Source organism: Erythrobacter sp. HL-111 (genome assembly GCF_900105095.1).
Taxonomy (GTDB): Bacteria; Pseudomonadota; Alphaproteobacteria; order Sphingomonadales; family Sphingomonadaceae; genus Erythrobacter.
The window spans coordinates 1,280,098-1,293,749 of sequence record NZ_LT629743.1; the positions used below are offsets into that span (position 1 = coordinate 1,280,098).

General features: G+C 68.4%; 14 protein-coding genes. 7 read left to right on the forward strand and 7 right to left on the reverse strand.

Annotated elements, in window-relative coordinates; all coding sequences use genetic code 11:
- Positions 1-2 precede the first annotated feature (2 nt).
- Genes BLU08_RS06110 through BLU08_RS06120 form a run of 3 tightly spaced genes read left to right on the forward strand, consistent with a single transcriptional unit; the run spans position 3 to position 2,070 of the window.
- A complete protein-coding gene (locus tag BLU08_RS06110; RefSeq protein ID WP_090196791.1) occupies positions 3-677 on the forward strand; it encodes a TPM domain-containing protein in 675 nt (224 codons plus the stop codon).
- A gap of 11 nt (positions 678-688) precedes the next feature.
- Positions 689-1,291: an NUDIX hydrolase gene (locus BLU08_RS06115; protein ID WP_090196794.1), complete on the forward strand. Its 603-nt coding sequence runs from the start codon at positions 689-691 to the stop codon at positions 1,289-1,291.
- Complete coding sequence (locus BLU08_RS06120) at positions 1,288-2,070, forward strand: SDR family oxidoreductase (RefSeq protein ID WP_090196798.1); 783 nt, start codon at positions 1,288-1,290, stop codon at positions 2,068-2,070. Before BLU08_RS06115 ends, BLU08_RS06120 begins: the two co-directional genes overlap by 4 nt.
- 104 nt (positions 2,071-2,174) lie before the next feature.
- Here BLU08_RS06120 and BLU08_RS06125 read toward each other — a convergent pair whose 3' ends face one another.
- Genes BLU08_RS06125 through BLU08_RS15385 form a run of 4 tightly spaced genes read right to left on the reverse strand, consistent with a single transcriptional unit; the run spans position 2,175 to position 2,841 of the window.
- Positions 2,175-2,384 (reverse strand): PspC domain-containing protein, encoded by a 210-nt coding sequence (locus tag BLU08_RS06125; protein WP_090196801.1) that lies wholly within the window; start codon positions 2,382-2,384, stop codon positions 2,175-2,177.
- A complete protein-coding gene (locus BLU08_RS15120; protein WP_157674466.1) occupies positions 2,381-2,527 on the reverse strand; it encodes a hypothetical protein in 147 nt (48 codons plus the stop codon). The genes BLU08_RS06125 and BLU08_RS15120 overlap by 4 nt, the downstream gene beginning before the upstream one ends.
- A gap of 55 nt (positions 2,528-2,582) precedes the next feature.
- Entirely contained in the window at positions 2,583-2,693 is a 111-nt protein-coding gene (locus BLU08_RS15380) for an enoyl-CoA hydratase (RefSeq protein ID WP_197676896.1), read from the reverse strand.
- Positions 2,694-2,730: 37 nt separating this feature from the next.
- Positions 2,731-2,841, reverse strand: a complete 111-nt coding sequence (locus BLU08_RS15385; protein ID WP_197676897.1) for an enoyl-CoA hydratase — start codon at positions 2,839-2,841, stop codon at positions 2,731-2,733.
- A 230-nt stretch (positions 2,842-3,071) separates the two neighbouring features.
- Here BLU08_RS15385 and recF point away from each other — a divergent pair, with 230 nt between their 5' ends.
- Positions 3,072-4,172: a DNA replication/repair protein RecF gene (gene recF / locus BLU08_RS06130; protein WP_090196803.1), complete on the forward strand. Its 1,101-nt coding sequence runs from the start codon at positions 3,072-3,074 to the stop codon at positions 4,170-4,172.
- Here the strand turns inward: recF and BLU08_RS06135 are convergent.
- Positions 4,169-4,912, reverse strand: coding sequence for an arylesterase (locus BLU08_RS06135; RefSeq protein ID WP_233996114.1), 744 nt, complete (start codon positions 4,910-4,912; stop codon positions 4,169-4,171). The two genes, recF and BLU08_RS06135, sit on opposite strands and share 4 nt — an antisense overlap.
- A gap of 56 nt (positions 4,913-4,968) precedes the next feature.
- On the opposite strand from BLU08_RS06135, the gene BLU08_RS06140 reads away from it, so the two are divergent.
- Together BLU08_RS06140 and BLU08_RS06145 are read left to right on the forward strand one after the other, a co-directional pair.
- Positions 4,969-5,676, forward strand: coding sequence for an ABC transporter ATP-binding protein (locus tag BLU08_RS06140; RefSeq protein ID WP_090196808.1), 708 nt, complete (start codon positions 4,969-4,971; stop codon positions 5,674-5,676).
- Entirely contained in the window at positions 5,673-8,222 is a 2,550-nt protein-coding gene (locus BLU08_RS06145) for an ABC transporter permease (protein WP_090196812.1), read from the forward strand. The genes BLU08_RS06140 and BLU08_RS06145 overlap by 4 nt, the downstream gene beginning before the upstream one ends.
- A gap of 2 nt (positions 8,223-8,224) precedes the next feature.
- Here BLU08_RS06145 and BLU08_RS06150 read toward each other — a convergent pair whose 3' ends face one another.
- Both BLU08_RS06150 and BLU08_RS06155 read right to left on the reverse strand, forming a co-directional pair.
- Complete coding sequence (locus BLU08_RS06150) at positions 8,225-8,671, reverse strand: RDD family protein (RefSeq protein WP_090196817.1); 447 nt, start codon at positions 8,669-8,671, stop codon at positions 8,225-8,227.
- A gap of 147 nt (positions 8,672-8,818) precedes the next feature.
- Positions 8,819-11,443 (reverse strand): TonB-dependent receptor, encoded by a 2,625-nt coding sequence (locus BLU08_RS06155; protein WP_090196820.1) that lies wholly within the window; start codon positions 11,441-11,443, stop codon positions 8,819-8,821.
- 323 nt (positions 11,444-11,766) lie between these two features.
- Here BLU08_RS06155 and typA point away from each other — a divergent pair, with 323 nt between their 5' ends.
- On the forward strand, positions 11,767-13,635 hold the full coding sequence (gene typA, locus BLU08_RS06160) for a translational GTPase TypA (RefSeq protein ID WP_090196823.1): 1,869 nt from the start codon (positions 11,767-11,769) through the stop codon (positions 13,633-13,635).
- Positions 13,636-13,652: the final 17 nt, after the last annotated feature.

Genomic DNA, 13,652 nt, shown 5'->3' on the forward strand with positions numbered 1-13,652 from the left:
TCATGGCCTATCTCGACGAAGCCGGGCACGAGCTCGTCACCAATGCCGTCGCCGAAGCGGAGAGCCGGACCTCGGGCGAGATCGTGACCGTGCTCGCCGATCGTTCGGACGACTACGCCGACATCGCGCTGCTGTGGGCGGCGGGCGCGGCCTTCACCGTGATGAGCGTGTTCGCGGCCCTGCCCCAGCCCTTCCTCGACCTGTGGGACGGCCTTGTCGGCGGGTGGAGCCACGAATGGACCACCGGCGAAATCGCCAGCATGACGATCGGGCTCGGCCTCGTCGCCTTCGCGCTTGCCTGGGCGGTGCAGCTGCTCGAACCGGTCAAGTGGCTGCTCGTCCCCGCCCCGGTCCGCACCGCGCGGGTCCACGACACCGCCGTGCGCCTGTTCAAGGTCGGCGCCGAGGGGCGCACCCATGGCCGCACCGGCGTCCTCATCTACCTTTCCATGAGCGAGCACCGCGCCGAGATCGTCGCAGACCGGCCGATCGCGGAAAAGGTTTCGCCGGAAATCTGGGGCGAGGCGATGGGCGACATGCTTGGCCACATCGCCGCCGGCCGCATCGCCAAGGGGCTCGCGGTGGGCGTGCGCGACGTGGGCTTCATCCTCGCCCAGCACTTCCCGCGCGCCGAGGATGGCGAAAACGAGCTTCCCGACCGGCTGATCGAAGTCTAGGCCCGGTCCCCATGACCGACGGATTCGCCGCCTCGCAAAACGACGCCTTCGCGAGAGACCGGGACGCCGACCTGCCCGAACAGGTCCGCTGGGAGGGCCGGTTCATCACCGCCATGACGCGCGGCCGCTGGGAATATGTCGGTCGCGCGCGCGGCATCCGGGCGGCCGCAATCCTCGCCATCGACACCGACGCGGATGGAACGCGCCACGTCATCCTCGTCAGCCAATATCGCGTGCCGCTATCGCGTTTCTGCCTCGAAATCCCCGCCGGGCTCGTCGGCGATGCCGACGGGAGCGAGGACGAGAACGCGCTCGAGGCCGCCGCGCGCGAACTCGAGGAGGAAACCGGCTACCGCGCCGGACGGCTCGAGGTGCTGGGCGAATTCTACTCCTCGCCCGGGATGGTTTCCGAATCCTTCACCCTGCTGCGCGCGACCGGGCTCGAAAGGGTCGGCGAGGGCGGCGGGCTTGTGGACGAGAACATCATGGTCCACCGCGTCCCCCTGTCGGGCCTGAGCGATTACGTCGCCAGGTGGCGCGAGGCAGGCCACGGCGTCGACGTGCGGATCGCCATGCTTTTGACGCCGCATTTTCTGGGAGAGGAACTGACATGACGAAACGTTGCGAGGGCAAGCTGGCCCTCATCACCGGCGGAGCGCAGGGTCTCGGCCGGGCGCATTGTATCCGCCTCGCGCAGGAAGGCGCCCGGGTGCTCGCGACCGACATCAACGGAGAAGGGGCCGAGGAGACGGCCGCGATCATCAATGCCGAACTGGGCGACGGCACCGCCTTCGGCATGGCCCACGACGTGACCGACCCCGCCCAGTGGGACGCCGCGATCGATGCCGCGCGCGAACGGCTCGGCGGGCTCAACGTGCTGGTCAACAATGCCGGGATCGGCGTTGCCGGCAACATCGAGGACTGCACCTTCGAGGACTGGAAGCGCTGCTATGCGGTGAACGTCGATTCGATCTTCCATGGCTGCCAGAAGGCCCTGCCGCTGATGCGCGAACACGCGCCGGGCTCGATCATCAACATCTCCTCGATCGCAGGGCTGATCGCGAGCGACACCATGCCCGCCTACAATTCGACCAAGGCGGCGGTGTGGATGCTGTCGAAATCGATCGCGCTCCACTGCGCGAAGAAGAACATGCAGATCCGCTGCAATTCGGTCCACCCGACCTTCGTCGACACGCCGATCCTCGACGGCACCGCCAAGGCGCACAGCCTCGAAAAGAACGTGCTGATGGAAAAGCTCGCCCGGCAGATCCCGCTCAGGTTCGTGGGCGAACCGAACGACATCGCCAACGCCGTCGTCTATCTCGCCAGCGACGAGAGCCGGTTCATGACCGGCGCGGAGATCAAGCTCGACGGCGGCATTTCCGCCATGTGATCCGCGATAGAGGGGCCGGCCCGCCCCTCCCGGCTTCGTTTCGCACGACGCGGAACCACGCGGCCCCGCGGAAAGCCGGGATCGCCGTCGCCGGTGCCGCGGGGTCAGTCCGCGATCAGAGCGATCGCGAGGTAGACCAGCGCAGCCGTGCCGAGGCTGAAGAACGCGCCGACGACGAAGGCGATGCGGACTACGGTCGGATCGACATTGGCATAGTCCGCTATCCCCGCGCACACGCCGGCGAGCTTGGCATTGCGCTTGTCGAGGTGGAAGCCCGGCTGGCCGCCGCCGTTTTTGCGGGTGATCTTGTTCATGCGAGGACTCCTGTAACGAACGGATAGGACGGGCCGGCGGGCAGGATCGCCGCGGTCGCCAGGACCACGGTGATGACCAGCGCCCCGGCCGCTGCGAGGACGCGCCGGGTGCGCTGTCCGGCCTGGTCGAAGAACGAATACATCACGTCTTGTTTCCCTATGCTAGAGCGTGGCGGGGCGTTTCAAGCGCGGCCGCGATCAGGCGAGGCCCGGGCTGGCCGGGATGATCGCGTAGGCGAGGAACGAGGCCGACAGGATCACCGAGAAGACGGCTGCGGCGAGGTGTCTGGCGAAGTTGCTGGGGAACATGGAAGGTCTCTTTCGGGATCGGGGGTTGCGGCAGCGATCAGGCCATCAGCGAGGGGCTGGCGGGAACGATCGCGTAGGCGAGGAAAGCGGCCGTCGCGAACAGCGAAAAGGCGGCGGCGGCGAAGCGGTCGAAGCGATTGGCAAACATTGTCTGGTCTCCTGTCTGGTGTTTCGGTTCGTCCCCGAGGGACACCCCAACAGATGCATGGGCCGTGCCAAACTCTAAGAATCCCGGGAATTCGGGCTTTCCGGGGACCGCCCCGCCAGGAGGCTCGTTCAGCAAAACGAAAGCTTGGGAATTTTTCCCACCTCTTGGGATCGGCCTGCGGCGTGCCTCTCTCTGGCCTTTGCGAAGCGGCGTGCTAAGCGCCCTCGTTCATGCCGCTCGCCAGGATCACCCTCCAGGACTTCCGCAACCACGCCCGTAGCGAGCTGGTGGACACGGCCCATTTCAACCTGCTGGTGGGACCGAACGGGGCAGGCAAGACCAACGTGCTCGAGGCGCTCTCGCTGCTTGCCCCGGGACGCGGCCTGCGCCGCGCGCCGCTCGCCGAGCTCGCCCGGCGGGAGACGCCGCAGGACCCGCCCCGCCCCTTCGCGATCGGCGCCAGCCTCGTCGAACAGGGTCAGGTCTCCGCCCGGCTCGGGACCTATACCAGGGCCGAGCAGCCGGGCCGCCGGCTGGTGCGGATCAACGGGGCCGAGGCGAGTGCCGGGGCGCTGTCCGAATGGCAGGCGATGAGCTGGCTGACCCCGGCGATGGACGGCCTGTTCACCGACAGCGCGGGCGCGCGCCGGCGCTTCGTCGACCGGATGGCGCTCGCGATCGAGCCCGCCCACGCGCGGGCGGTGAGCCAGCTCGAGGGAGCGCTGCGCGAACGCAATCGCCTGCTCGAGGAGGGCCGCGAGCCGCGCTGGCTCGACGCGGTCGAGGCGCAGCTGGCCGAAGCGGGCGCGCGCGTCGCGGAGGTGCGGGCGCGGCTGGTCGCGCTGCTGGGCGAGGAACTCTCCGCCCTGCCCCCCGAACCTTTCGCCCGGCCGATCCTCGCCTATCGCCCCGGCGGGCCGACTACGCCTGACGGGCTTGCCGCAAGCCTTGCGAAGGGCCGCGCGCGCGACCGGGCGGCGGGGCGCGCGCTCGCGGGGCCGCACCGCGACGAGCTCGACGTGGCGATGATGCGCGCCGATGGTTCACCCGGCCAGCCGGCCGCGAGCTGTTCGACCGGCGAGCAGAAGGCGATGCTGATCGCCATCACCCTCGCTCACGGCATCCTCGCGGCGAGCGGGCGGCCGAGCGTCCTGCTGCTGGACGAGGTCGCGGCCCATCTCGATCCGGTCCGCCGGGCCGAGCTCTTCCGCCGGCTCGCCGCCGGGCGCGCGCAGGTGTGGATGACGGGAACCGAGCTTGCCCCGTTCAGCGAAATCGCGAGCGAGGCGGCGGTCTGGCGTGTCGCGGGGGGAATGGTGGAGCCGCTCTAGGCCCCTTCCGCCTCCTCCTCGGGCAGGGCGTCGCGCACCTGCGGCAGGGTCGCCTCGACCAGTTCCTCGATCCCCTGCGCCGTGGGATGGATCCGGTCGGCCTGGAAAAGGTTCGGGTTCTCGTAGATCGAGGCGAGCCAGAACGGCACCAGTTCCGCGCCGTATTCCTGCGCGAGATCGGCATAGATCGCATCGAAATCACGCTGGTAATCGGGCCCGTAATTCGGCGGTGCGCGCATCCCCATCAGCAGCACGGGAATGTCGCGGGCCTGCAATTCCTCCAGCATGGCGGCGAGATTGGCGCGCGTTTCGGCGGGCGAAAGCCCGCGCAGCATGTCGTTGCCGCCGAGTTCGAGGATCAAGAGGTCGGGCTTTTCCTCCAGCCCGTCCAGCGTGAAGGCCAGCCGCTGCCGCCCCGCTGCGGTGGTGTCGCCCGAAACGCCGGCATTGGCGATGTCGGCATTCACGCCTTTCGCCCTCAGCGCCTGTTCGAGCCGGGCGGGATAGCTTTCGCCTTCCTCCAGCCCGTAGCCCGCGAAGAGGCTGTCCCCGAAGGCGAGGATGGTGCGCTGCGACCCCATCACCGGAATGGGCGGCGGCTCCTGCGCGTCCGGCGTGCGCGCCGCGCCCGAAGCGGGCGGGACGGTCGTGTCGTCGGCCGCTTCCTCGCCGCAGGCGGCCAGCGCGAGCGCCGTCAGGCCCGCCACCGCAACCCGCGCGATCCGTGCTTGAAGCATCATTGAAGGCTTACCCCGCGTATCTTGTGTGCCCTTTCCACCTATGCCATCGAGCCCGCGTGACAAGCCCTTCCCTCGCCCTCACCGCCCGCAACCTCACCCTGACGCTCGGTTCGGACCGCAAGCCGGTCGAGATCCTGCGCGGCATCGACCTCGATATCGCGCGCGGCGAGGTGGTCGCGCTGCTCGGCCCCTCGGGCTCGGGCAAGAGTTCGCTGATGGCCGTGCTTTCGGGACTCGAGCAGGCGAGCGGGGGGAGCCTCGAGGTGGCGGGGGCCGATTTCACGGCGCTCAACGAAGACGGCCTCGCCGCCGCACGCCGCGGGCGGATCGGGATCGTGCTGCAGGCCTTCCACCTTCTGCCGACCATGACCGCGGCGGAAAACGTCGCGACGCCGATGGAGCTCGCCGGAGCGTCGGATGCGCGCGAGCGGGCGGTTGCCGAACTCGAAGCGGTTGGCCTCAGCCACCGCACCGGGCATTACCCGACCCAGCTTTCGGGCGGGGAGCAGCAACGCGTCGCGATCGCCCGCGCCACCGCGCCGCGTCCCGAACTGATCTTCGCCGACGAGCCGACCGGCAATCTCGACGTCGCGACCGGGGAGGAGATCATCGACCTCCTTTTCGCCCGCCGCGCCGAGACCGGGGCGACCCTGCTCATCATCACCCATGACGAGGCGCTGGCCAAGCGCTGCGAGCGCGTGCTGACCATGGCCGACGGGCGGATCGTCTCCGATACCCGCGCCGCGCGGGGCGAGGCGGCGTGAGCGAGGCGGCGGGCCTTTCCTGGGGCGCCGCGTGGCGGATCGCGCGGCGCGACCTCAGCGCGCGCTTCAAGGGCCTGCGCCTGCTGCTCGTCTGCATCTTCCTCGGCACCGCCGCGCTCGCCGCGATCGGCACGCTGACCGCCGCGATCGAACGCGAGCTTGCGGCGAGCGGGCAGGAACTGCTCGGCGGCGATCTCGAAATCGAGGTGTGGCAGCGCGACCTTTCGGACGAGGAGAAGGCGGCGCTCGCGCAATACGGCACGATCTCGGGCGGGACGCGGCTGCAGGCGATGGCGAGCGCGGGCGAGAACGCGGCGCCGGTGGAATTGAAGGCGGTTGACGAGCGCTGGCCGCTCTACGGCGCGCTGACGCTCGCGGACGGGCGCGAGACGGGCGCTCCGTCGGGCGACGAGGCGTGGCTGGCGCGCGGGGCGATGGACCGGCTGGACATCGAAGTGGGCGAACGCTTCACCATCGGCACTGCCGAACTCACCGCCGCAGGCGTGATCGAGGAGGAGCCCGACCGGCTTTCCGAAGGCTTCCAGCTCGGTCCCACGGTGATCGTCGCACGGGACGTGCCCGCGCGCGCCGGGCTGCTCCAACCGGGCGCGCTCTACCAGAGCAAGTACCGCGTCGCCTTCGGCGACCAGGCCAGCGATCCCGAAACGGTTGAGGAAGCGCTGACCGGGGCCTTCCCCAATGCGGGCTTCGAATTCCGGACCCGCGACCGCGCCTCGCCCGGGGCGGGCCGTTTCGTCGGGCAGATGAGCGATTTTCTCACGCTGGTCGGCCTTGCCGCGCTGGTCATCGCGGGGATCGGCATCGCGGGCGGGGTTTCGTCCTATCTCGACCAGCGCCGCGCCTCCATCGCGACGCTCAAGGTGCTCGGCGCCTCCTCGCGCGACATCGGGCGGATCTACGCGCTGCAGGTGGCAGTCGCCGCACTCGTGGGCAGCTTCGCGGGGCTCGCCGTGGGCGTGCTCGTCACGCCGCTGCTCGGCGCCGCGCTCGAAGGCCTGCTGCCGGTGCAGAGCGGCTTCATCATCGAGCCTGCGCCGCTCCTGCTCGCGGGATCCTACGGGATGCTGGTCGCCTTCGCCTTTGCCGCCGCGCCGCTCCTGCGCGCGCGCAGCTTTCCGGCGATGGCGCTGATGCGCTCGCGCATCGTCCCGCTTTCGCGCGACCGGCGCGCGCTTGGCGTGACCGCGGCGGGGCTGGCCGCGATCTGCGCGCTTGCGCTCCTCACCACCGCCGAGCCGCGCCTGGCGGGCGGGTTCCTCGCCGGTGCCGCCGCGGCGCTGGTGCTGCTCGCCGGACTCGGTTTCGCGATCCAGGCCGCCGCGCGCCGTCTGCCGCGCCCGTCCAACCCGATCCTCAGAAGCGCGCTCGCCAATATCCATCGCCCCGGAGCACCGACCAGCGCGCTGGTGACCGCGCTCGGCTTCGGGCTCGCCGCCTTCGTCCTGCTCGCCGCGATCCAGAGCGCGATCGAAGGCAACATAGACAGCCGCGTGCCGCGCGAGGCGCCGGATTACTTCGTGCTCGACGTGCCCCCGGCCAGGGAGGACCGTTTCTTCGGACTGGTGCAGGAACGCTTCCCCGAAGCGACCCTGAGGACGGTCCCCACCCTGCGCGGTGCGGTGCTCGCCTACGGGCCGGAGGGCGACATGGTGCGCGTCGCCGAGCTTGAGGAACTGCCCGAGGGCGCGTGGGGCCTGCGCGGCGAACGCGGCCTCACCTATGCCGACCGCCTGCCGGAGGGCAACCGCGTGGTCGAGGGCGAATGGTGGAGCCCGTTCCATGCGGGCGAGCCGCTGGTCTCGATCGACGCCGAATTCGCCGAAGCCCTCGACCTCGAGGTGGGCGACTATCTCACAATCGGCATTCTCGGGGTGGAGCGGACCGCGCGGATCGCCAACCTGCGCGAAATCGACTGGGAGAGCATGGGGTTCAACTTCCTCCTCGTCTTCTCGCGCAACGCCATCAGCGACGCGCCGCACAACTTCGCCGCGACGATCGACCTGCCCGACGATGCCGACACCGATGCGGACAGCGCCGCCCGCGGCGAACTGCTGCGCGCCCTGGTGCGGGAATTTCCCTCCTCCTCGGTGGTCGAGGTGGGCGAAGTGCTGGGCGAGGCACGCACGATCCTGCGGCAGGTCGGCCTCGCCACGCTGGCCGCGGCGGCGGTGGCGGTGCTCGCGGGCCTCGCCGTGCTGATGGGCGCGATTGCGGCGGCGCGCGCCGCGCGCACGTACGATACCGTGGTGCTGCGCGTCCTGGGGGCGAGCCGGCGGCAGATCCTGATGATGCAGCTCGCCGAATACGGACTCATCGCCGCCGCGCTCGCCCTGGTCGCGCTGGGGCTCGGGAGCCTGCTCGGCTGGGTCGTCATCACGCAGCTGTTCGAATTCGACTGGCTGCCCGACTGGGGCGCGGTGCTCGGCGTGCTCGGGCTTGGCCTCGCGATGGTGCTTGCCTTCGCGCTCGGCGGGTCGCTTCCCCTGCTGCGCGCCAAGCCTGCCCGCGCCCTGCGCGAACTCTGATCCTATTCGAAGACGGCGGCGTCGTAGCCGACCATTCCCGGCCGGCCTTTCACCACGAGGGTGGATGCGAGCAGGTCGTGCAGGCCCTGCTTGCGTTCGGTGAAGGCAACCATGATGTAGCCGATGGCGAGGACCAGCCCGGACAGGATCTTTCCGAAAGAGCGTCCGGCCGCGCGCAGATAGGAAATGCGCCCGCCCCGTTCATCGGTGACGATCAGGCCGAGCGCCTTCTTGCCCGGAGTTGCCTGCATTTCCGATCCTTCGAAGCCGATGAAATAGGCGAACCCGACAAGGGTGCCGAGCAGGTCGGCGATTCCTAAGGTTTCCTCGGCCTGCGTCGTGAACAGGGCGGCTCCCGTCAGAAGCGCAAGCACGAACTGCACCGCGATCAGGATCACGGTATCGATCAGGTAGGCGCCCACCCGGATCCAGAAACCGGCATAGTCCATCGCGATATCCCCCCAATGTTCCGGTCTCTGGCCGGGCGGGGACAAACTGCCTGAAAAAGCGGACAATTCAAGCGCCCATGCATCGGAAACGAAAAGAGGCCCCGCGCGTCGCCGCGCGGAGCCCCCTTTTCTTCCCGTGCAGTCAGGTCAGAAGCGGAAGCGCACGACCCCGCCATAGGTGCGCGGCGCGCTGGGATAGCCGTTGACCGTGCCCGCCTGCGCGACCCCGTCGAACACCGTCAGGATGTACTCGTCGTCGAGCAGGTTGCGCGCGAAGGCCCCGATCTCGAGCCCGTTGTTGAGCGCAAGCGTCGCCGAGGCGTTCACCAGGTTCACTTCGCGGCGGAAGATCCGCGTGTTGCCGAGCTGCGCGTTGAAGGTCGGCAGGCCCTCGTTGATGTTCTCGTTGCTTTCGTGGTTGTAATCCACGCGCGTGATGATGCGCGAACCGCTGTCGAATTCGTGCGTGTAGGTCGCCGAGGTCGCGATCGCCCATTCCGGGATGCCGCCCGGACGCTGACCGGTGAGATCGCCCAGCGGGCTGCCGGTGAAATCGTCGTAGAGCGCATCGAGATAGGTCGTCGCGAAGGTCAGCACGAGCCCGTCGACCGGGTTGATCGTGGCGTCGAACTCGAAGCCCTTGACCGACTGTTCGCCCGCATTGGCGAGCGCGAAGCCGAGCCCGGTGAAGGCGAAGCTCTGGAAGCCCTCGATCGACTGGTCGAACAGCGCGAGGTTGAACCCGAAACCGTCCCACTGGGCCTTCATGCCGAGTTCGTAGACCTCGGCCTCTTCCGGACCGGCAAAGCGCGAACCCGTGGTCAGGTTCGGTGTCGCCAGCCCGGCATCCAGGATCGGCGAGGACGGTGCGAGAATCGTCGAGAGCTCCTGCCCCGGCACGAAATCGCCCAGCACCGGCCGACTGTCGCGCGAGAGGTTGACCGAGCTCGCCTTGAAGCCCGTCGCATAGCTCGCGTAGACGTTGACCTCGGGCGAGATCTGGTAGCTCGCCCGCAGCAGGTAGGTCAGCTCGTCATCCCGCGTGCGGCCCGGCTCGACCACGTTCGGCACGGCCAGGAATGGCGGCTGGAACTGCAGCGCCTGCAGCGCCAGCAGCTCGTTCGCCGCCGGATCGAGCGCGGCCTGCGTGATCTGGCCGAAGACCGGCGCGGTCTGCGGATCGGTCGCGAAGCCGTTGATGACGCCCGGCGTCACCTCGCCCGGCGGGATCTGCAGCGCCTCGGCGATCCCGCCGACGATGAAGGCGTCGACCAGATTGACCTGCCCGAGCGGGTCGAAGCTCTGCTGCGACAGCGCGAAGTCCTTCGCATCGTCGGTGTAGTTGAAGCCGACGGTGAACACGAGCCCGTCGACCGGCTCGAGATCGAACGTCCCGAACACCGACCACGCCGTGTTCTCCATCCGGAACTGCTCGCTGGTCAGAAGCGGCGTGTTGAGGATCGAGTCCTGCGGCAGGCCCAGCCCCGCTTCGACCTGGTTGAACAGGCCCGGTTGCCCGGCCAGCAATTCGCCATAGTCGCGGAAATCGGAACCGTTCCGGATCGCGCTGTCCTGTTCGATCGTCTCGTCGAAGTAGAAGCCGCCGAGCAGGAAGTTGAACGGGCCGTCGAAATCCGACGCGATGCGGACTTCCTGGGTGAAGGTCTGCACGTCCTGGTCGCGGGTTTCCGTCGCGATGTCGGCGCTGGTGAAGTCGATGTCGGTGAGGAAGAAGTTCTTCAGCTCGCGATAGGCCGTGATCGAGGTGATCGAGATCGCCCCGGCCTGGTAGTCCATCTGGACCGAGCCGCCGTAATTGTCGTTCTCGTTCACCGGGGCGGCGTTGAGGAAGCTTTCATAGGCGAAGAAGTCGGTGCTGAACTGGCCGCCCAGCGCGCCGATCGCGCCCGCCGCGGGGCCGGCGACGAGCGTCGCGACCTGGCAGCACACCTCGTCGATCCGGGCATAGTCCGCGATCGCGCGGATCTTGAAATCGGGCGTCGGCTCGATCAGCAGCTGGCCTCGCGCGGACCAGCGGTTGCGGTCGTTGATCTCCTCGTCGAGATTGACGATCTCGCCGAAGCCGTCGCGGCGCTGATAGGTCCCGTCCAACGAGAAGGCGATATTGTCGGTGATCGGCCCGGTGATGTCGCCGCGCAGGAAGACCTGGTTGAAATTGCCGTAGACCGCCTCGACCATGCCGCCGAATTCATACTGCGGTTCGCGCGTGACGACCGAGATGACGCCGGCCGAGGCGTTCTTGCCGAACAGCGTCGATTGCGGGCCGTTCAGGACCTCGATGCGCTGCACGTTGTTGAGGTCGCCGAGGGCGCCAGCCGAACGCGAACGGAACACACCGTCGATGAACACGCCGACCGAAGGCTCGATCCCGAAATTGTTGTCGCCATTGCCGAAGCCGCGGATGATGAAGGTCGTCGCGGACGAGGTCTGCAACTGGCTCACCCGCAGCGAGGGGGTGACGGTCTGGAGGTCGAGCACGTCGCGGATCTGCGCCTGTTCGAGAGTCTCCCCGCTCGTGACCGACACGGAAATCGGCACTTCCTGCAACGTCTGTTCGCGCTTGGACGCGGTGACGATGATCTGGTTTTCCGCTTCCGGCACGTCCTCCTCGAGAACGAGTTCGTCGGCATCGTCGGAATCGGGCAGGGCCTGCGCGTTGGCCGCGCCGTGCGCGCCCAGGGCAAAGGCTGCGGCGCCCGCAAGCAGGGTGAATCGGTACGTACCGGCAAGGCCGGGCAAGAACGAATGCATGGAAAATCCTCTCTCTAAACCCACTCGAACCCGGCAGGGGAGATGGTCGGCGCGTCCCAGATCGCGCCGTCGCCGGGCTGCGGGGCGGGTGATAGGGGAGCGGGATTGAGGCGACAAGCCGGAAGGCTCGCCCCGGCCGGGGCTGGCGCGAGAAATGTTGCAGTCATGTCACACGGCGGCCCGTTCCCTCCCCGCCGCGCAAAGGCCCGGTTTCGATTGCTTTTGCCGGGCGCGCTGCCTAAGGCGCGCAGCAGATGGGCACACGGACCGCGCGATACAGCCGGCGAGCCCGCTTGCAGCCAGCTCTTGGAAAGCCCGAAATCATGTCCGCCTCCCCCATCGGCCCCGGTTCGCTCAGGAACGTGGCGATCATCGCCCATGTCGACCATGGCAAGACCACCCTCGTCGACCAGCTCTTCCGCCAGTCCGGCACTTTCCGCGAGAACCAGCGCGTCGATGAACGCGCGATGGACTCGGGCGATCTCGAAAAGGAGCGCGGGATCACCATCCTCGCCAAGTGCACCAGCGTCGAATGGACGCCCAAGGGCGGCGGCGAAACCACGCGGATCAACATCGTCGACACGCCCGGCCACGCCGATTTCGGGGCCGAGGTGGAGCGCATCCTCAGCATGGTCGACGGCGTCATCCTGCTGGTCGACAGCGCGGAAGGGGCGATGCCGCAGACCAAGTTCGTGACCGGCAAGGCGCTTGCGCTCGGTCTCAAGCCGATCGTGGTCGTAAACAAGATCGACCGGCCCGACGGCCGCCCGCAGGAAGTGCTCGACGAGGTGTTCGACCTGTTCGCCAGCCTCGATGCCGACGACGAACAGCTCGATTTCCCCTCGCTTTTCGCGAGCGGGCGCGACGGCTATGCCAGTCCCGACGAGCACGCGCGCGGCGGCAGCCTCGAACCGCTGTTCGAACTGATCGTGAGCCACGTTCCCGCCCCGGACCTCGACGCCGGCGGAAAGTTCAGCTTCCTTGCCACCCTGCTCGACCGCGATCCCTTCATGGGGCGCGTGCTGACCGGCCGGGTCCAGTCCGGCACGATCAGGATCAATGACCCGATCCACGCGCTCGACCGCGACGGCAAGGTGATCGAGACCGGCCGGGCGACCAAGCTGCTCTCCTTCCGCGGGCTCGAGCGCGTGCCGGTGGAAAGCGCGCAGGCGGGCGACATCATCGCTCTGGCAGGTCTCGAAAAGGCGACCGTCGCCAACACCATCGCCGACCCTTCCGTGAGCGAGCCGATCGCCGCGCAGCCGATCGACCCGCCGACGCTCGCCATGCGCTTTGCCGTCAACGACAGCCCGCTCGCCGGGCGCGAGGGCGACAAGGTGACGAGCCGCCTCATCCGCGACCGGCTGCTGCGCGAGGCCGAGACCAATGTCGCGATCCGGGTGACCGAAAGCGAGGACAAGGACAGCTTCGAAGTCGCCGGCCGCGGCGAACTGCAGCTTGGCGTGCTGATCGAAACGATGCGCCGCGAGGGTTTCGAGCTCGGCATCTCCCGCCCCCGCGTGCTCTTCCGCGAGGAGGACGGGCCCAACGGCAAAACCCGCACCGAGCCCTACGAGACGGTCGTCATCGACGTCGACGACGAACATTCGGGCACGGTCGTGGAAAAGATGCAGCGCCGCAAGGCCGACCTCACCGAAATGCGCCCGTCGGGCCAAGGCAAGACCCGCATCACCTTCTCCGCCCCCTCGCGCGGGCTGATCGGCTATCACGGCGAATTCCTGTCCGACACCCGCGGCACCGGGATCATGAACCGCCTGTTCGAGAAATACGGCCCCTACAAGGGTCCGATCGAAGGCCGCATCAACGGCGTCCTCATCTCGAACAGCGACGGCGAGGCGGTCGCCTATGCCCTGAACGCGCTCGAGGAGCGCGGCGAATTGTTCATCGCGCCGCAGACCCGGATCTACGAAGGCATGATCATCGGCGAGAACGCCAAGCCCGACGATCTCGAGGTCAACCCGCTGAAATCGAAGCAGCTCACCAACATCCGCTCCTCGGGCAAGGACGACGCGATCCGCCTCACCCCGCCGCGCCGGATGAGCCTCGAACAGGCGATCGCCTATATCGACGACGACGAGATGGTCGAGGTGACGCCCAAGTCGATCCGGCTGAGGAAGGCGATCCTCGACCCGCACGAGCGCAAGAAGGCCCGCCGCAAGAAGGACGCTTGAGCCGCGCCGAAAGGCTC

What these genes read in the sequence shown, in the direction of transcription:
- BLU08_RS06110 (WP_090196791.1), top strand. Translation starts at nt 3, where the DNA reads ATGGCCTATCTCGACGAAGCCGGGCACGAGCTCGTCACCAATGCCGTC.
- BLU08_RS06135 (WP_233996114.1), bottom strand. Translation starts at nt 4,912, where the DNA reads ATGATGCTTCAAGCACGGATCGCGCGGGTTGCGGTGGCGGGCCTGACG.
- BLU08_RS06155 (WP_090196820.1), bottom strand. Translation starts at nt 11,443, where the DNA reads ATGCATTCGTTCTTGCCCGGCCTTGCCGGTACGTACCGATTCACCCTG.
- BLU08_RS06150 (WP_090196817.1), bottom strand. Translation starts at nt 8,671, where the DNA reads ATGGACTATGCCGGTTTCTGGATCCGGGTGGGCGCCTACCTGATCGAT.
- BLU08_RS15385 (WP_197676897.1), bottom strand. Translation starts at nt 2,841, where the DNA reads ATGTTTGCCAATCGCTTCGACCGCTTCGCCGCCGCCGCCTTTTCGCTG.
- BLU08_RS15380 (WP_197676896.1), bottom strand. Translation starts at nt 2,693, where the DNA reads ATGTTCCCCAGCAACTTCGCCAGACACCTCGCCGCAGCCGTCTTCTCG.
- BLU08_RS06125 (WP_090196801.1), bottom strand. Translation starts at nt 2,384, where the DNA reads ATGAACAAGATCACCCGCAAAAACGGCGGCGGCCAGCCGGGCTTCCAC.
- recF (WP_090196803.1), top strand. Translation starts at nt 3,072, where the DNA reads ATGCCGCTCGCCAGGATCACCCTCCAGGACTTCCGCAACCACGCCCGT.
- BLU08_RS15120 (WP_157674466.1), bottom strand. Translation starts at nt 2,527, where the DNA reads ATGTATTCGTTCTTCGACCAGGCCGGACAGCGCACCCGGCGCGTCCTC.
- BLU08_RS06115 (WP_090196794.1), top strand. Translation starts at nt 689, where the DNA reads ATGACCGACGGATTCGCCGCCTCGCAAAACGACGCCTTCGCGAGAGAC.
- typA (WP_090196823.1), top strand. Translation starts at nt 11,767, where the DNA reads ATGTCCGCCTCCCCCATCGGCCCCGGTTCGCTCAGGAACGTGGCGATC.
- BLU08_RS06120 (WP_090196798.1), top strand. Translation starts at nt 1,288, where the DNA reads ATGACGAAACGTTGCGAGGGCAAGCTGGCCCTCATCACCGGCGGAGCG.